Origin of the sequence: Janthinobacterium sp. SUN033, from assembly GCF_030397595.1 — a bacterium.
GTDB classification, from domain to species: Bacteria; Pseudomonadota; Gammaproteobacteria; order Burkholderiales; family Burkholderiaceae_D; genus Janthinobacterium; species Janthinobacterium kumbetense.
The window spans coordinates 341,669-358,445 of sequence record NZ_JAPQNV010000005.1; the positions used below are offsets into that span (position 1 = coordinate 341,669).

A 16,777-nucleotide genomic window follows, 5' to 3' on the forward strand; every position below is an offset into this window, starting at 1 on the left:
TCATTCCCGGTCAACGGTGCTTGGGTTTGAGGTAGCGCAGGCACAGCAGGGCGATGCCGATGCAGAATAGGGACACGACGAAGCTGGCGGCCAGCGCGCGCGGCAGTTTCAAGTGCTTGAGGCCCTGGTCATACGCGTAGTACAGCGCCGTGAAGGTGGAATTCATCGGGCCGCCCTGGGTCAGCACGTCGACTTCCTGGTACGCCTTCAGGGCCGCCAGCACGGACAGGATGGAGCACAGCATGATGGTGGGGTGCAGCATGGGCACGGTGATCTTCCAGAAGCGCTGCCAGCGGTTGGCGCCATCGAGCATGGCCGCTTCCTGCATGTCCGACGGAATCGATTGCAGCGCCGCCAGGTACATCACCATGTACCAGCCCAGGCCGCGCCACAGGGTGACGAACATGACGGCAAACAGGGCCAGGCTGTCGTTCGACAGCCAGCCCACGGGTGCGTTCACGAGTTTCAGGGTCAGCATCACGTAGTTCAGCGCGCCCTGCTCGTGGAACATGAAGCCCCACATGATGCCGACCACGGACACGGTCGTCACCACGGGCACGTAGAAGGCGGCGCGGAACAGACGGATGCCGGGCAGGCGGTTGTTCACCAAGACCGCCAGGGTGATGGCGCCCACCTGCACGAAGGGCACCATCAGCAGGAACATCAGCGAATTCTTCAGGCCCGAGACGAACATCTCGTTGTTGAAGATGTAGCGGAAGTTATCCAGGCCGACGAAGCGCGTTTCGCGTATCAGGCTGTAGTCGGTGAAGGCCAGCACGGAGCCGTAGCCGACGGGCCAGAAGGAAAAGGCGGCCAGCAGCAGCAGGGCGGGGGTCAGGAACAGCCAGGCTTGCAGAGTGTGGCGGTGGGAGAATGTCATGGTGTCCTCAGTGGCGCGGCAGGGTGGCCAGCTTGCGGTTCCAGATGGCGACGGCCTGGTCCAGCGCCTGCTTCACATCCTGCTTGCCCGTCACGCCCGCCTCGACGGCTTTCACCAGCGAGCGGCGCAGCTCGTCGTAGTCGTCGATGCCGGCCACGTACAGGGTGCGCGAGTGGCCCATCGACAGGGCGCCGGCGGCGACCGCCTTTTCGGCCGCGCCCGCGTTGGTCGGCGTGGCGAGGAAAAACGGATCGGCCGCCGCTTTCACCGTGGTGGGGAAGACGCTGGCCTGGCGCGCGAACGCCAGCTGGTTCTCGTCGTTCGTCAGGAAGCGCGCGAACTTGCCGACCGATGGCAACTGGCGCGCCGGCACGCCTTTCGGAATGGCGAAGTGCACCAGCCAGCCGCCGTCGGCGATGCCGGTGGGGCCCAGCGGCGCGGGCGCCACGTCTGTGATGGCGTAGATGTCTTTCGCGTCGCCGCGAATGCGCTGCATGGCCGTCGGCGGCGCCAGCAGCATGCCCAGGCGGCCGCCCTTGTAGGCGTCGATCACGGCGGGAAAATTATCTTCGGCGAACAGGCTTTCCTTCAGCAGGCCGCCGACTTTATAGGTGTCGGCCAGCTTCTGCACCAGCGCCACGTGCTGCGGCGAATTGAAGACGGCCCGGTTGTCGGTGATCACGGCCAGGCCCTGCTGCATGAACAGGCCATCGATTTTCGACAGCGCGGGGGCGATGCCGGCCTTGCCCGTGCGTTGCGCGATCTGGCGCGCGAACGCCAGCTGTTCATCGAGGCTGGCGGGGCCGCGCGCGAGGCCCGCCTGCTTGAAAATGGCGGTATTGAAGGCGATCACCGCGACATTGCTGTACATGGGAAAACCGTAGGTGCCGCCCTTGAAGCGCAAGTCCGCCAGGGCGCTGGGGATGTAGCTGGCGCGCGCCTCTGCGATCAGGCCATCGACGGGTGTGAGCAAGCCGTCGCGCGCGAATTCGTCGGCCCAGGGCACGTTCAGGCTGACCAGCGCGGGCGGCGTGCCGGCCACGATGCGCGTGACCAGCTTGGTCTGGATGACGTCCCACGGGAAGTCGATCCATTCGATCTTGACGCCGGGATTCTGCGCCTCATAGCGCGCCACCACCGCATTGAAATACGGCGTGAACTTGGGCTTCATGCTGAAGGTCCAGAATTCGATTTTCTCGGCAGCCCATGCCTGCGGCGCGAGCAGGCCCGCGCAGGCAACAACCGCCAACAGTCTCTTGATCGTCATTTTTATCCTGGAGCGCGAGGCTCCAATGTCCATGAGTCCGCGGCGCGGGTACATGCCCTTGCCGTCGCTTATATTCGGGTGCTACGGACGGCAGCCGCGCCCCGTGCCGGGGGCGCAGCTGCCGCTTGCTGCTTAATTGGTTTTGGTGACCTTGCTCAGGTGACGCGGCGCATCCGGGTCCATGCCGCGCGCGGCCGACAGTTTGGCCGCCATCACGTAGAAGGACTGGATGGCGACGATCGGATCGAGATCCGGCGTGGCCGCCACGGGCAGGGTCAGGTCGCGCTCGGCCACGTCGGCTGGGGCCGCCAGCAAGACCTTGGCGCCGCGGCCGCGCATCTCGGTTGCCAGTTGCAGCAGGCCGGCTTGCGTCGGGCCGCGCGTGGCGAAAATCAGCAGCGGGTAGCCGTCTTCGATCAGGGCCATCGGGCCGTGCTTGATTTCGGCGCCGCTGAAGGCTTCCGCCTGCAGGGCCGAGGTTTCCTTGAATTTCAGCGCCGCTTCCAGCGCCACGGGGAAGCTGATGCCGCGGCCGACGACCATGATGTTGCGGGCCGGCGCCAGTACGTCGATGGCGGGCGACCAGTCGACGCGGGTCGCTTCGAGCAGCGCTTCGGGCAGCGCTTCCAGGCCCGCCTGCAGTTCGGGGTCGTTCTGCCACTGCGCCACCATGCGCGCGCCGGCGACCAGGCTGGTGATGAAGCTCTTGGTGGCGGCGACGCTTTGTTCCTTGCCCGCGCGCAGGGGCATGGCCCATTCGGCGGCGTGCGCCAGTGGCGAATCGATGTCGTTGACGAGGGCCACGGTGGTGGCGCCGCCGTCGCGGAAGTAGCGGATCGGCTCGACCACGTCAGGGCTCTGGCCCGATTGCGAGATCGAGATGGCCAGCGTGTCGCGCGTCACCAGCGGCGACTTGTTCAGGGTCACCAGCGACATCGGCAGGGACGCGACGACACGGCCCAGGCGCGCCATGATCAGGTAGGCGACGTAGTTGCAGGCGTGGTCCGAGCTGCCGCGCGCGATGGTCAGCGCGGTCGAGAACGAGGTGCTCCTCAATTTGCGGCCCAGTTCCGCGTAGCGTTCCGTGTCGCTGGCCAGTTGCAGGGCGACGCATTCGGCGGCGGAAATGGCTTCTTTAAGCATCATTGAGGTCACAGATTTCTCCTTCTATATACACAGCTTTGAGTTTGAGATCGCGATCGAGTACCACCAGATCGGCGTAAGTACCGGGGGCCAGCCGGCCGCGTTCTTCCAGGCCCAGGTAATCGGCGGCGTTGGTCGACACGCGCTTGGACGCGTCGGCCAGGTCCAGTCCCAGTCCCACCAGGTTGCGCAGCGCCTGGTCCAGGGTCAGGGTGCTGCCCGCCAGGGTGCCGTCGGGCAGGCGCACGCCGCCCATGCACTTCTGCACGGCGTGGCGGCCCAGCATGTATTCGCCGTCCGGCATGCCGGTGGCGGCGGTGGAATCGGTGACGCAGTACAGGCGCGGGATGGCGCGCAGGGCCACCTTGATGGCGCCCGGATGCACGTGCAGCAGGTCGGGGATCAGTTCCGCGTATTCGGCGTGCGCCAGGGCGGCGCCGACCATGCCCGGCTCGCGGTGATGCAGGCCGCTCATGGCGTTGAACAGATGCGTGAAACCCATGGCGCCATGTTCCAGCGCGGCCACGCCGTCTTCGTACGAACCGAGCGTGTGGCCGATCTGCACGCGCACGCCGGCGTCGGCCAGGGCGCGCACCAGGTCCAGGTGGCCGGCGATTTCCGGCGCCACGGTGATGACGCGCAGCTTGGCCAGCGTTTGCAGGCGCTCGATTTCAGCCAGGCTGGCGGCGCGCGCGTAGTTCGGCTGCGCCCCCAGCTTGCCGGCATTGATGTACGGGCCTTCCAGGTGGGCGCCCAGCACGCGCGCCGTGTTCGGGCGGCGGTGGTTGGCGGCGATGCCGATGGCCGTCAATGCCATGTCGATATCTTCCGGCGGCGCCGTCATGGTGGTGGCCAGCAGGCTGGTGGTGCCGTGGCGCGCATGGATGCCCGCGATGGTGTACACGGCTTCGCCGCCTTCCATGATGTCCTTGCCTGCGCCGCCATGCACGTGCAGGTCGATAAAGCCGGGCAGGATGTAATCGTCGCTGTTGCCCGACGGGTGGAGCGAATCGCCCGTGATGCTGTCGACCCGCTCGCCGAAGGCGATGGCGCCGTGGATCCAGCCGCCGGGGGTAAGGATATTGCCTTTGATAGTGCTGCTCATCTGCGCGACTCCGCTACGAATTCATAATAATCACTGCGGCAATACGAGTGGGTCAGTTCCACCGCTGCGCCGTTGTCGAGATAACTGACACGGGTGATGTGCAGCATGGCTTCACCCGTCTTGATATTGGCCAGCTTGGCCTGTTCCGCCGTGGCGTTGACGGCGCGGATATGCTGCAGCGCGCGCATCGGGATGGTGCCGCGCGACTCCAGGTAGCCGTACAGCGAATCGGTGACCTGCTGCGGGTCCGGCATGTACAGGGCGGGGATGGTGGTCGTCTCGATCGCCATCACCACTTCGTCGGCCGTGCGCAGGCGGCGCAAACGCGCCACCGGCATGTGCGGCGACAGTCCCAGCGACAGCAGTTCCAGCGGCGCGGCCGCGCCGATATCGCGCTGCAGCCAGCGCGAGCCGGCCGTGAAGCCCCGCTGGCGCAATTCTTCCGAAAAGCTCGTCAGGCGCGACAGCGGCTGTTCCAGCTTGGGCGTGATGTAGGTGCCCGAGCCGCGCTTGCGCGTCAGCATGCCCCTGTCGCACAGCATGTCGATGGCCTTGCGCGCCGTGACGCGCGAGATTTCCAGGATGTCCGACAGCACGCGCTCGGAAGGCAAGGCCTGGTTGGCGCGCCAGTCGCCGCTGGCGATGCCGTCCGACAGCATGTTCGCCAGCTGCATGTAGAGCGGCGTGTCGCTGGCCGGATTGGGTTTGAAGGCGGACAGTTTGGCCAGCATGGTCATTGCTCCTGCAAGTGCTTGCGTATCAGGCGCAGGCCGCCTGCGGCCGAGTCGCCCTGTGCCGGCACGACCAGTTGCAACAGTGCTGCCGGCAGATAGCTCGACAAGGGCGCCGCCAGGCCGCCGCACAGGGCCACGGGCAAGGCGCCGGCCGGGTCGAGCGCCCTGGCGATGAGGGCGATCTGCTGGCCCGCGTCCACCAGGATGGCGCGCGCCACCGCATTGGTGGCTGCGTGTTCGAGCACCAGGCGCGCCAGTTGCGCGAAATTGGTCTGGCTGGCGGCGGCCAGCCAGACCTGCATGGCGTCGCGCTGGCCGCCGCAGGCATCGATGATGGCCGTGGCGAAGGCGCTGCCGGGCACGCGCCCGTCGGCCACCTGCTGCGCATGGTTGATGGCGCGCATGCCGATCCAGGCGCCGCCCGCTTCGTCGCCGGACGGGAAGCCCCAGCCGCCCACTTCATGGCGGCTGCCGTCCGCGTGCAGCACTTCGCCCACGCTGCCCGTGCCGATGGCCACGATGGCGCCCGGCTGGCCCGCATGCGCGCCCAGCAGGGTGGTCAGGGCGTCCGATTCGAGCGCGACGGCGGCATAGCCGGGATTGTGTTCGATGAAGCTGGCGGCCCACTGCTTGTTGTGCACGCCGGCCAGGCCCAGGCCGATGGCCATGCGCTGCAGCGGCGGCTGTTCCAGTCCGGCGGCGCGGAAGGCCAGGGTGACGGCATGCGCGACGGACGTCCAGGCCCGTTCGATGCCCAGTCCCAGGCCGGATGGGCCGCTTTGTCCCTGCGCCAGTTCCTGGCCGTCGAGGCGCGCCAGGCGTACGCGGGTTCCGCTGCCCCCGCCGTCGACGCCGATTATGTATTCGATCATGTTGTGCAGTCCCGCGTTTGGTTGATTGCGCCTGTCTCGGTTCTTTTATTTGTCGGGCGGCGAAAAAGCTGAAGGCACTATATTGTCGCCCCGATGGCTTGTCAACAGGTATTTAAGTGGTATTAACAAATGCGTTGCGCGCTGTCGCCGCATGCCCGAGGGCATGATTGCAAGTGATTGTTAATAAAGGGATTTTCATGCTTGCCGAATGGTATTGAAATTGGCCTTGTTTAATGCCAATTTTTTCAGACTGGTCTGCGCCGCGCGCGGTAGTGTTGCTTCCGCGCATGCTTGGCAAGGGACGCCATGAAGAGTAAAGTCCGCCTTTTACACCTGAGTTGGAAGAGCATGATGAACGACAAGGCAGCAAAGAGCGATTACTGGGACGACTGGCAGCAAGAGGCGCTGGCCGCTGGCGTGTCGGCGCCGCTGGCTGCGCTGGGCATGGAAATGATGCGCACGCACCGCAAGAACCGCTGGCCGAAGGATTTCCTGGGCCGCGAAAGCGATGGCCCGGTCATGATCGAAATGTGCCTGGAAGACGAAGCGGAAACGGAATTGTTCTTCATCGAGAACCTGTATCCCTACGATGCGGCGCTGATCGAAAAGACGCGCCGCCGCCTGTGCCTGCACTGAGAGTGCGCTGACGCGCGACTGGAACGGCCGCCTTGTGCGGCCGTTTTGCTTTTCGGGTGGCATTTTCATGGGGGAGTGTCATAATGGCCCAGGCATTTCCGCCCAGGTATGGAGTAGATAATGAGCAAGGCACAGGACAGCAAGAAAGAAGCCAAGAAGGAACCGGCCAAGACCATGAAGGAAAAGAAGGAAGCCAAGAAGGTCAAGAAAGAAGAGCGCAAGCGCTGATCATGCGCCTGCGTCGCTTACTGTCGCGCCCGTGGCGTGCGCCGGCCCTGCTGGCGGCGTTCGCCCTGCTGGCCGTGGGCACGCCCGTGTCCGGCGTGCTGGCGCAGCAAAAGCCGCCGCCATCCACGTTCGGGCAGGTGGTGGGCAACGCCGTGCTGTGCATCGACCAGATCGACAACAAGGCCTTCTATACGTATCTGCTGACGGCCTTCGGCCCCGCCTACAAGCATGAGGGGGGCGCTTACTGGTTCCGCACGGATGCCACCTTGTGGGGCGCGCCGATTACCGACGTGATCGTCAGCGACGATACCAGTCCCCTCGTCTTCATGGGCGTGGTGGCGGACGCGACGCCGGAAAAGCTGGAACCGGCCATCCGCGGCGTCTCGGGCCTGCGCTTCAGTAAGCTCGACAATTCCGCCTTTCCCGTCCGTGGTTCCGTGCCTGGCAGTAAAATCGTCTACTTCCGCAGCAAGGCGAAAGTGTATTGCGCCAAATACAAGCCGTTGCCGCCCGCCCGCACCCGATGAGGGGTTCGGCTTGCCGCCGCGCATTTTGATCGTTTCATCCGCAGGGTCTCCATGTACACGCATTATTTCCAGCTCAAGCAATCGCCGTTTTCGATCGCCCCCGATCCGCGCTACCTGTTCATGAGCGAACGCCACCGCGAAGCGCTGGCGCACCTGCTGTATGGCGTGGGCAGCGGCGGCGGCTTCGTGCTGCTGACGGGAGAAATCGGCGCCGGCAAGACCACCGTGTGCCGCTGCTTCATGGAACAGATTCCGGAAAATTGCCAGCTCGCTTACATCTTCAATCCGAAATTGTCCGTCGAGGAATTGCTGCTGTCGATCTGCGAGGAATTCCGCATCGCCCTGGCGCCCGGCGTGGCCAGCGTGAAAGGCTATGTCGACGCCATCAATGCGCACTTGCTGGCCAGCCATGCGCAAGGCAAGAATAATGTGCTGATCATTGACGAAGCGCAAAACCTGTCCGCCGCCGTGCTGGAGCAGCTGCGCTTGCTGACCAACCTGGAGACGAGCGAGCGCAAGTTGCTGCAGATCATACTGATCGGCCAGCCGGAACTGCGCGCCATGCTGGCCCGGCCGGAACTCGAACAGCTGGCGCAGCGCGTGATCGCCCGCTATCACCTGGGTTCGCTGACGGCGGACGAGACGGCCAGCTATATCCGCCACCGCCTGGCCGTGGCGGGCAGCACGGCGCAGACGCCGTTCGCGCCGCGTTTGATGGCGCAGATCCATGCCTTGAGCAAGGGAGTGCCGCGCCGCATCAACCTGCTGTGCGACCGCGCGCTGCTGGGTGCCTACGTGGAAAACCAGCCGCAGGTGACGCGCCAGATATTGCGCCGCGCCGCCGGGGAAGTGTTTGCGGAAGAGGGGAAGTCGGCTGCCGGACGGGGTCTGCGCTGGCCGCACGTGGCCGGTGGCGTGCTGGCCGGCGCCGTGGTCACGGCCGCGCTGGCCTGGCATTTCATGCCGCGCCCGTCCGCCGTCCCCCCTGTACCTGCCGTGGCCGCCTCTGTGCCGGCCGCCTCCGCCGTCGCGGCCGCTTCCTCCGTAGCGGCTGCCGCCGCATCCGTGCCCGCACCGGCCAGCGTGCCGGACCGCAACGCCGTGCTGCGCCAGCTGGCCAGCCTGTGGGGCGAGCAGTTGCCGGCCGGCGACGCTTGCCAGGCGGGTGCCCGCGCCGGCCTGCGCTGCCTGCAGAGCCGGGGCGGTATCGCCGAGCTGCGCGTGCTGGACCGTCCCGCCCTGCTGGCCTTGCGCGACGGGGAGGGGACGGAACAACTGGCGCTGCTGACGCGCGTGCACGACGAGAACGCCACCGTGCTGCTCGATGGCAAGCCACAAAGCGTGCCGCTGGCCCAGCTGGCGCAGCGCAGCGATGGCAGTTTCACGACCTTCTGGCGCGCCCCGCGCAGCTGGCGCGACGAAGTGCCGCTGGGCGCCCGCGGCGCCGACGTGGACTGGCTGGCGCAGCGCCTGGCGCAACAGCAGGGCTTGCCTGCACCGGCCGCCAATCTGCCGCTCGATGCCGAGATGCAAGGCCTGCTGCGCGCTTTCCAGCAGCGCCAGAACTTGCGGGCCGATGGCCTGGCGGGCCCGAAAACATTCATACGCCTGATGCAGCTGGGTGACAACTCGGAGCCGCGCCTGAGCAGCGCAGCTCCTGCCGTGGCAGCGCCCGCTGCGACGGCGATGGTGGCGGGGAAATAAGATGTCCTACATACTTGAAGCACTGAAAAAATCGCAAGCCGAGCGCCAACTGGGCGAGTTGCCGTCGATTCACGCACCGCAAGTGCAGCTGCACGATGCCGCCGCATCCGGCGCCGCGCGGCGCGCGCCCGTGTGGCTGGCGCTGGGCGGTGTGACGGTGGCCGTGGCTGCCGCGCTGCTCCTGTGGCAGCCGTGGCAGGCGGACGCGGCAGCGCCTGCGGCCGTCGCCCCTGCCGTGCTGGCCCAGGCCGTGCCCGCGCCGCTGCCGGCAGCGCCGCCGCCTGCTGTCCCCGCGCCCGCGCCCGCGGCTGCGCCCGTACCCGTACCCGTACCCGTGCCGCCAGCGGCCACCGCCGCGCCCGTGCACCATGCGAGGGCCGTGCCGGAACCGAAGCAGGAGACGCCAGGCCAGGCCGCTCCGCCTGTCCCCGCTCCCGCGCCGGCGCCGGCCATGCCCGCGCCAGCGCCCGCGCCCGCGCCGGCGGCCGAAGAGAACGTGCCCGGCATGCGCGACTTGCCCGAGCCGATACAGCGGCAAATCCCCGCCATCGCCATCGGCGGCTATATCTATTCGAAGAATCCGGCCGACCGCCTGTTGCTGATCGACAAGATTTTACGCCACGAGGGCGAGGAGCTGGCGCCCGGCCTGGTGCTGGAAAAGTTGCAGCCGAAGGCGGCCATCTTCAGTTTCAAGGGCTACCGCTACCGCGTGCCATATTGAGTTGTTGTGCATCAAGGCCGGGCCGCCATAGCTGAACCATACTGGCCAGGCCTGGTCAAACCAGGGTCGCTGCGACCGTGAGCGCGGCCGGGGAGGTCCGATGATTGCTGCCGCAACTGCTGGCGAGGGTGTGCTTGATGCGCAGGGCCTGGGAAACCTGGCGCGCATCGACCATATCGTCGTGCTGATGATGGAAAACCGCTCGTTCGACCACATGCTTGGCTACCTGAGCCTGGAAGGCGGGCGCACCGATATCGATGGCTTGCAGGCAAGCCATGCCAACGTGCATGCGGGCGTGCGCTACCCCGTGCACCATTTGCTGCGCACGGCCTTTGGCCCGCAGCAAGACCCGTCGCATACGGGCATGTCGGTGGCGCAGCAATTGCAAAACAATAACGGTGGCTTTGTCGACGATTATGCGCAAACGCATCCGGGCGATCCCGATATCGACCTGGTCATGGGCTACTACAATGGGGCCGACTTGCCCATGTACGATTTCCTGGCGCAGCAATTCTGCGTCTGCGACCGCTGCTACAGTTCCGTGCCGGGCGCCACCTGGCCCAACCGCCTGTATGCGGTCAGCGGCAAGGCGGCCGGCAGCAAGGACAGCAAGCGCGTGCCCCTGTATGCGAACAAATCCTTCGTGCGCCACCTCGAGCGGGCCCAGGTCAGCTGGAAGTTTTATTCCGCCTGGAAACCCTGGAGCTTGGCGCTGACGGACGACCATTACCGCTCGTCCGACATGTACGAACCGTTCGGCTCCAGCGCCCGCCGCTATGGTTTCATCGGCGATGCGCTGGCGGGCGCCTTGCCCTCGGTCAGCTGGATCGATCCCCATTTCTTCGACAATGACGACCACCCGCCGGCCGATATCCGCGCCGGCCAGGCGCTGGTGGCGCAGGTGTACCAGGCCCTGTCGCGCGGTCCCGCCTGGGCGCGCACCTTGCTCATCCTCAGTTATGACGAGCACGGCGGCTTTTTCGACCATGTGCCGCCACCCGTCGCCGTGGACGACGACCCCGCGTTTCGCCGCTACGGCGTGCGCGTGCCCATGCTGCTCGTGTCGCCGCTGATCGCGCCTGGCAGCGTCAGCCACGAGGTTTACGATCACGCGTCGATCATCAAGACCATCCTGCAGCGCTTTTGCCGCGCCGCCGATGGCGCCTTGCCCCAGATGGGCGCGCGCGTGGCGGCCGCCAGCGGCCTGGGCGCCGTGCTGACCCTGGCGCAGCCGCGTGCTGCGCCTGCCGTGCCCGCAGCCGTGCAGGCGCAGCGCGCCGCCTGGGAAGCGGATGTGCGGGCGCAGGATTTCGCCCTGCTGGCGCTTGCTTCCCCGCCGGATGGCGCGCTGGCCGCCGCTGCCGCCGTTCCCTTCCAGTCCGATGCGGAGGCGGGCGCGATCGCCGCCCACCGGCAATTGGCGCGCAGGGCGAGGAATGCGCAGGCGGTGGATGGTAGAACGGCGAGTAAAACGGCAAGTCAAGCGGCGGGAGCGGCAGCGCCGAAGCCGGTGGGCAGGCGCCGGCGGCAGGGCGGCAAGCCGGGGCCCGCCAATGCCAGGAATGGCGGGAAATCCGGCGGCGCTTGAGTTGCGCGATGAGTTGCGCTATGAGTCGGGCGATGCGCGGCGCCTGCGCCAGGCGGCAGCGCCGGTGGGCTGCGTATAATCATTCCTTCTCAATCAAGGAGTGACCATGCACGATGCGATGCCCGCACACCCGGTACTCGGTGTGATCGGCCGTTCCGGTAGCGGCAAGACGACCCTGCTGGAATTTGTAGTGAAGGAAATGGCGGCGCGCGGCTTGCGCGTCAACCTGGTCAAGCACAGCCACCATGACCTGGCGCTGGAACCGCCGCAAAAGGACAGCGCCCGCCTGCGCCTGGCCGGCGCGGCGGAAGTGCTGGTGGCGTCGCCGTACCGTTTTGCCATCGTGCATGAACTGCGCGGCGCGCCGGAACCCAGCCTGGCGCAGCAATTGGCCCGCATGGGGCCGGCAGACCTGACCCTGGTGGAAGGCTTCAAGACGGACCCCATTCCGAAGCTGGAAGTATTCCGTCCGGAAGTGGGGCAGGCGCCCCTGTATCCGCATGACCCGCATGTGGTCGCCGTCGCGTCGGACAGCCCGGCGCCGACCGACTTGCGCGAGGGCGTGCAATGGTTGGACTTGAATGCGCGCGAACACGTGCTGGCCTGGTTGCTGCTGCAGTTGGAAAATAAGCTGGAAAAATAAGCTAAAGGTTTGCCGGCGGCATCCGTTAACAAGGGTAGAACCTCATTGGAGAAACGTATGGACGTCGGAAGCATTGCTCAACTGTCAACCACGATGGCGGAGACAGGCACGCGGCAAGCCGTCGGCTTGACTGTCCTGAAAAAAGCCCAGGATATCCAAAGCTCGACCGCCACGGCCTTGCTGGCAGCGTTGCCACCGGTACAGTCGGCGCCAAGTCTGCCGGCTCACCTCGGCAACCGCATCAACACGACCGCCTGAGCGCAGTCCCGCGGCGCCCGTCTGGCGCTCGCATTACTTACGCCCACACCACCGTCATCGACGGTGGCGCGTGGGCGTTTTTGTCTGCAGCCTGCCTTCCTTCCATTTTTCTCTCCGCCCCTGTCAAGTTGATTAATTGACCATGGTTCGCCATGGCACGGCCGATTCAGTAGAATGGCGTCCATCACCTCGCGTTGCCCATCAGCGCAGCCCGGGGCGTGCCATTACTTTGACCCATGCAAGAGGATTTCCCATGAACAAACGTCAAGCTCTCATCGCCGCCACCCTCGCGGGCATCTGTGCCGGCACCACCCTCAACGCGGCCGCGCACGATGGTCCCGCCCCTGGCGACAAGGAAAAGTGTTATGGCGTGGCCAAGGCAGGGCAGAACGATTGCGCCTCATCCGACGGCGCGCACTCCTGCGCGGGCCAGGCGGAGGCGGACAACTTGCCGACGGAATGGACGTATGTTGCCAAGGGCACGTGCGAACAGGCGGGCGGCTCCGTCAAGCCCATCAAGGCCGGCAAGGCGGCAAAACCGGCCACGCAGCCGTAAGCATCCGCCGCCTGCCCATGCCGCCGTCAGTTCAAGCGCTTGCCGGCGTCGGTTTGCGCGCCGCGCACTACCGCGACTTCCTGGCGCGCCGCCCCAGGGTGGGCTGGCTGGAAGTACACACCGAAAATTATCTGCAGCCGTCGGGCTGGGATAACCATGTATTGGACACCCTGCGCCAGGATTACCCCATCAGCCTGCATGGCGTGGGCCTGGGGCTGGGATCCGCGCGCGGTTTTTCCGAGAGTCACTTGCAGCGCGTGCGCGCCGTGGTCGAGCGCATCGAGCCGGTCCTCGTGTCGGAACACCTGTGCTGGGGCGCCGTGGCGCAGCAGCAACTCAATGATCTGCTGCCGCTGGCCTTGAATGGCGCCGCCCTCGATTTGCTGTGCGCCAGGGTGGGGAGGGTGCAGAATGCGCTGAAAAGGCCGATTTTGCTGGAGAATGTCTCCACTTACCTGCGTTTTGCCGACGATGCCATGAGCGAGGCGCAATTCCTGGCGGAGCTGGCGCGGCGCAGCGGCTGCGGGCTGCTGCTCGATATCAATAACCTGTATGTGAACCAGTGCAACCACGGCGAAGACGCCTTGACGGCCATGCTGTCCATCGCGCCGGGCAGCGTGGGCGAGCTGCACCTGGGCGGCCATCTGGTAACGCCGCATGCCGTGATCGACCATCACGGCGCCGCCGTGGCTGATCCCGTCTGGGACCTGTATGCGGCCGCCTTGCAGCGCTTTGGCGCTATTCCCACGCTGGTCGAATGGGATACGGACTTGCCCGCCCTCGATGTCTTGCTGGGCGAGGCGGACAAGGCGCAAGTCATGCTGGCGCGGCATGCGCCGCCAACGCCATGGCAGGGAATAGCGCTGCCGGCGCCGCCGCCCGCGTCGCTTGATGCGTTGGCGGCCGGCCAGCAAGCGTTTGCCACGGCCTTGCTGGATGCCGAGGCAGCATTGCCATCGTTCGCGGGCGAGGCGGTGTCGCAGCGTTTTGCGCTGTACCGTGGCAATATGAGCGCCACCTGGCGCCGCACCCTGGCGCACGCCTATCCCGTCGTGCTGGCGCTGGTAGGCGAGGAATTCCTGGGCGGCCTGGCGCGCGCGTATGGGCGGCAGATGCCATCCGATAGCGCCGATTTGAACCAGTTTGGCGCCCGTTTCGCCGATTTTCTGGCCACTTTCCCGCATATCTCCGGCTTGCCCTATCTGCCGGACATGGCGCGCCTGGAATGGGCCGTGCACCTGGCCCATTACGCGGACGATGCGCAGGGCCTGACGCCCGAGTCGCTGGCCGCCTTGCATCCCGATCAGCTGGAAGCGCGGCGCTTCAGCTTGCATCCCGCCTGCGCCTTGCTGGCATCGGATTGGCAAGTGGCGGCCCTGTGGCAGGCGCATCAGGAGGGAGAGCGGCAGGGGAGGTTTCCGCAGGATATGCAGGTGGCGAGCTGCGCGCTCGTATGCCGGCCGGGCTGGAAGGCGCAGGTGCTGCTACTGGATGCGGCTGCGCATGCCGCCTTGCTGGCGTTAAAGCAGGGGCAGACGTTTGGCGCCGCGCTCGATGCGGCGTTCGAGCTGGACCCCGCATTCGACCTGGCCGCGCACTTGCGCCAGTGGCTGGCGCATGCGGTGTTGACGACCTGACTGTTTATTCGAAGGCCCGCAGCAGACGCGCTTCGCCCGTCTGATCGCGGTACAGGGCATTCGCGGCCAGAGTGGCGTCCATCATGCGCGTGACTTGCTCTTCTTCAAAGCGGGCGAGCTCGGCCGTGGCCGCGACGAGGGCCAGTTCCAGCCTGGCGCGCGCGCTCTGGTACAGGCTGCTGGTGTATTTGTCTGTGTTACGCAGCAATTCTTCCGCGTTTTCTATTACCTGGCGCAAGTCGCCGATCAGGCGTTCCTGGCTGCGCGTACCTTGTTCGGGATGGTCCATGGCGCTTCCCTTCTGCAATCGATATTTATCTGACAATAACGACGTGTTTGCAGCTTGATCCAGGCAGCCGGCTGGCAGGGCGCTGGCTGGACGCATGGGGCTGCTTTCGCGCCCCATGCAGGCATCAAGCGGGAGCGACGACCGTGATACGGATATCGCCCACGCTGACGACCTGGCCGGCGCGGATCTTGGCGGTCTTGCGCAATTCCTTCTTGCCATCGACCTTCACCACGCCGCTATCGACCATGACCTTGCCTGCGCCACCGCTGTCGCACAGGCCGACCAGCTTCAGCAGCTGGTTCAGCTCGACGAACTCGGATGTTAAATCAAAGCTTACTTTTTGCATTGTATCCCTTATTGCAACGATGTGTTTTAAACACTTAATGACGGTGTCAACTAAGGTCATAGTTTACATGAAGCCAGGAGGAATGCAGGCTGAGCCTTAACTTTTGTTGGGCCGCGTCATGTCCAGGGGCACGATCCACGCACCGAATTGCTCTTCCGTCACAAAGCCCAGGGCCAGCGCCGTTTCCTTCAAGGTCGTGCCTTCATGCTGGGCCTGCTTGGCGATTTGCGCCGCCTTGTCGTAGCCGATGTGCGGCGCCAGCGCCGTGACCAGCATCAGGGAGCGTTCCATCAGTTCGGCGATGCGCTCGCGGTTCGGCGCGATGCCGTGCGCGCAATGCTCGTCGAAGCTGCGCATGCCGTCGCCCAGCAGGCGCGCGCTTTGCAGGAAGTTGTGCGCAATCAAGGGCTTGAAGACGTTCAGCTCGAAATTGCCCGAGGCGCCGCCCACCGTGATGGCGACATCGTTGCCGAATACCTGGCAGCACAGCATGGTCAGCGCTTCGCACTGCGTGGGGTTGACCTTGCCCGGCATGATGGAGCTGCCCGGCTCGTTTTCGGGGATGGTGATTTCACCGAGGCCGGAACGGGGGCCGGACGCCATCCAGCGCACGTCGTTGGCGATTTTCATCAGGGCCGTGGCCAGGGTTTTCAGCGCGCCATGGGCGGCCACCAAGGCGTCGTGGGCCGCCAGCGCGGCAAACTTGTTGCTGGCCGTCTCGAACGGCTGGCCCGTCAGGCGCACCAGTTCCGTGGCGATGCGGCCGGCAAATTCCACGTGGGCATTCAATCCCGTGCCCACGGCCGTGCCGCCGGCGGCCAGCTGCAGCAGCGGCGGCAACGATGCCGTGATGATGTGCTCGGCAAAGTCCAGCTGCGCCACGTAGCCGGAAAATTCCTGGCCCAGGGTCAGCGGCGTCGCGTCCTGCAAGTGGGTGCGGCCGATCTTGACGATGTCGGCAAACTCCGTCGCTTTCGCGTCCAGGGTGGCGCGCAGCTGGCGCAGCGGCGGCAAGACGGTGTTGGCGACGGCCAGGGCGGCGGCCACGTGGATGGCGGTGGGGAAGATGTCGTTCGAGGACTGGCCCAGGTTGACGTCGTCGTTCGGGTGCAGCAGGCGTCCCTCGCCCCGCAAGCCGCCGATCAGCTCGGAGCCGCGGTTGGCCAGCACCTCGTTCATGTTCATATTGCTTTGCGTGCCAGAGCCCGTCTGCCAGACGGCCAGCGGGAATTCTGCTTCGTGCTTGCCGGCCAGTACTTCGTCGGCCGCCTGCGTGATGGCGATGGCTTTCTTGCCATCCAATAGACCCAGGTCCAGGTTGACGTGGGCGGCCGCGCGCTTGACGGTGGCCAGGGCGGCGATCAGTTCGGGCGGCATCTTTTCCGTGGAGATATGGAAGTGCTCAAGCGAGCGCTGCGTTTGCGCTCCCCACAGCCGGTCGGCGGGTACGTCGATCGGGCCGAAACTGTCGCGTTCGATTCTGCTACTCATGGCATCCCTTTCATCGATGGAGGTGGATCGAGTGTACTCCAGGCGTCAAAAAAGCACAGGATGATGCTGTATTGCATCATTTTTACCCTGACCCATCTATATTTTTGCGATTTCCTGCCGTTAAAGACAGGCGAGTTCCCCTTCCTATCCTG

Annotated in this window: 18 protein-coding genes; 9 read left to right on the plus strand and 9 right to left on the minus strand. The window is 65.6% G+C overall.

What is annotated here, in order from left to right; all coding sequences use genetic code 11:
* Positions 1 to 10: 10 nt before the first annotated feature.
* The 6 genes from OX460_RS22110 to OX460_RS22135 form a co-directional block, all read right to left on the minus strand.
* Entirely contained in the window at positions 11 to 880 is an 870-nt protein-coding gene (locus OX460_RS22110) for a sugar ABC transporter permease (protein WP_289899942.1), read from the minus strand.
* A 7-nt stretch (positions 881 to 887) separates the two neighbouring features.
* Entirely contained in the window at positions 888 to 2,147 is a 1,260-nt protein-coding gene (locus tag OX460_RS22115; RefSeq protein WP_289899943.1) for an extracellular solute-binding protein, read from the minus strand.
* 132 nt (positions 2,148 to 2,279) lie between these two features.
* The gene (locus OX460_RS22120) at positions 2,280 to 3,293 is read right to left on the minus strand and encodes an SIS domain-containing protein (RefSeq protein ID WP_071079063.1); all 1,014 of its coding nucleotides are present in this window, start codon (positions 3,291 to 3,293) and stop codon (positions 2,280 to 2,282) included.
* The gene (nagA, locus tag OX460_RS22125; RefSeq protein WP_251349904.1) at positions 3,283 to 4,395 is read right to left on the minus strand and encodes an N-acetylglucosamine-6-phosphate deacetylase; all 1,113 of its coding nucleotides are present in this window, start codon (positions 4,393 to 4,395) and stop codon (positions 3,283 to 3,285) included. The genes OX460_RS22120 and nagA overlap by 11 nt, the downstream gene beginning before the upstream one ends.
* On the minus strand, positions 4,392 to 5,126 hold the full coding sequence (locus tag OX460_RS22130; RefSeq protein ID WP_070282815.1) for a GntR family transcriptional regulator: 735 nt from the start codon (positions 5,124 to 5,126) through the stop codon (positions 4,392 to 4,394). The genes nagA and OX460_RS22130 overlap by 4 nt, the downstream gene beginning before the upstream one ends.
* 2 nt (positions 5,127 to 5,128) lie before the next feature.
* Positions 5,129 to 6,001 (minus strand): BadF/BadG/BcrA/BcrD ATPase family protein, encoded by an 873-nt coding sequence (locus tag OX460_RS22135; protein WP_251349905.1) that lies wholly within the window; start codon positions 5,999 to 6,001, stop codon positions 5,129 to 5,131.
* Positions 6,002 to 6,349: 348 nt separating this feature from the next.
* Here OX460_RS22135 and OX460_RS22140 point away from each other — a divergent pair, with 348 nt between their 5' ends.
* The 9 genes from OX460_RS22140 to OX460_RS22180 all read left to right on the plus strand — a co-directional run bounded on the left by OX460_RS22140 (position 6,350) and on the right by OX460_RS22180 (position 14,499).
* A complete protein-coding gene (locus OX460_RS22140) occupies positions 6,350 to 6,637 on the plus strand; it encodes a hypothetical protein (RefSeq protein ID WP_029496217.1) in 288 nt (95 codons plus the stop codon).
* A 230-nt stretch (positions 6,638 to 6,867) separates the two neighbouring features.
* Positions 6,868 to 7,392 (plus strand): hypothetical protein, encoded by a 525-nt coding sequence (locus tag OX460_RS22145; RefSeq protein WP_289899944.1) that lies wholly within the window; start codon positions 6,868 to 6,870, stop codon positions 7,390 to 7,392.
* Between the two features lie 51 nt (positions 7,393 to 7,443).
* Positions 7,444 to 9,096: an AAA family ATPase gene (locus OX460_RS22150; RefSeq protein WP_289899945.1), complete on the plus strand. Its 1,653-nt coding sequence runs from the start codon at positions 7,444 to 7,446 to the stop codon at positions 9,094 to 9,096.
* A gap of 1 nt (position 9,097) precedes the next feature.
* On the plus strand, positions 9,098 to 9,817 hold the full coding sequence (locus OX460_RS22155; RefSeq protein WP_289899946.1) for a general secretion pathway protein GspB: 720 nt from the start codon (positions 9,098 to 9,100) through the stop codon (positions 9,815 to 9,817).
* A 100-nt stretch (positions 9,818 to 9,917) separates the two neighbouring features.
* A complete protein-coding gene (locus OX460_RS22160; protein ID WP_289899947.1) occupies positions 9,918 to 11,405 on the plus strand; it encodes an alkaline phosphatase family protein in 1,488 nt (495 codons plus the stop codon).
* A gap of 106 nt (positions 11,406 to 11,511) precedes the next feature.
* The gene (gene mobB, locus OX460_RS22165) at positions 11,512 to 12,048 is read left to right on the plus strand and encodes a molybdopterin-guanine dinucleotide biosynthesis protein B (RefSeq protein ID WP_289899948.1); all 537 of its coding nucleotides are present in this window, start codon (positions 11,512 to 11,514) and stop codon (positions 12,046 to 12,048) included.
* Positions 12,049 to 12,105: 57 nt separating this feature from the next.
* Entirely contained in the window at positions 12,106 to 12,306 is a 201-nt protein-coding gene (locus tag OX460_RS22170; RefSeq protein WP_034781856.1) for a YjfB family protein, read from the plus strand.
* A gap of 253 nt (positions 12,307 to 12,559) precedes the next feature.
* Positions 12,560 to 12,862 (plus strand): DUF2282 domain-containing protein, encoded by a 303-nt coding sequence (locus tag OX460_RS22175; protein WP_289899949.1) that lies wholly within the window; start codon positions 12,560 to 12,562, stop codon positions 12,860 to 12,862.
* Positions 12,863 to 12,879: 17 nt separating this feature from the next.
* Positions 12,880 to 14,499, plus strand: a complete 1,620-nt coding sequence (locus OX460_RS22180; RefSeq protein WP_289899950.1) for a DUF692 family multinuclear iron-containing protein — start codon at positions 12,880 to 12,882, stop codon at positions 14,497 to 14,499.
* Positions 14,500 to 14,503: 4 nt separating this feature from the next.
* Here the strand turns inward: OX460_RS22180 and OX460_RS22185 are convergent, their stop codons facing one another.
* The 3 genes from OX460_RS22185 to fumC all read right to left on the minus strand — a co-directional run bounded on the left by OX460_RS22185 (position 14,504) and on the right by fumC (position 16,625).
* Positions 14,504 to 14,788 carry a hypothetical protein gene (locus tag OX460_RS22185; RefSeq protein ID WP_034759786.1) on the minus strand — a complete coding sequence of 95 codons (285 nt, stop codon included), beginning with the start codon at positions 14,786 to 14,788 and terminating at the stop codon, positions 14,504 to 14,506.
* Positions 14,789 to 14,912: 124 nt separating this feature from the next.
* Positions 14,913 to 15,134, minus strand: a complete 222-nt coding sequence (locus tag OX460_RS22190) for an RNA-binding S4 domain-containing protein (RefSeq protein WP_071079051.1) — start codon at positions 15,132 to 15,134, stop codon at positions 14,913 to 14,915.
* Between the two features lie 96 nt (positions 15,135 to 15,230).
* Positions 15,231 to 16,625, minus strand: coding sequence for a class II fumarate hydratase (gene fumC, locus OX460_RS22195; protein ID WP_289899951.1), 1,395 nt, complete (start codon positions 16,623 to 16,625; stop codon positions 15,231 to 15,233).
* Between the last annotated feature and the right edge of the window lie 152 nt (positions 16,626 to 16,777).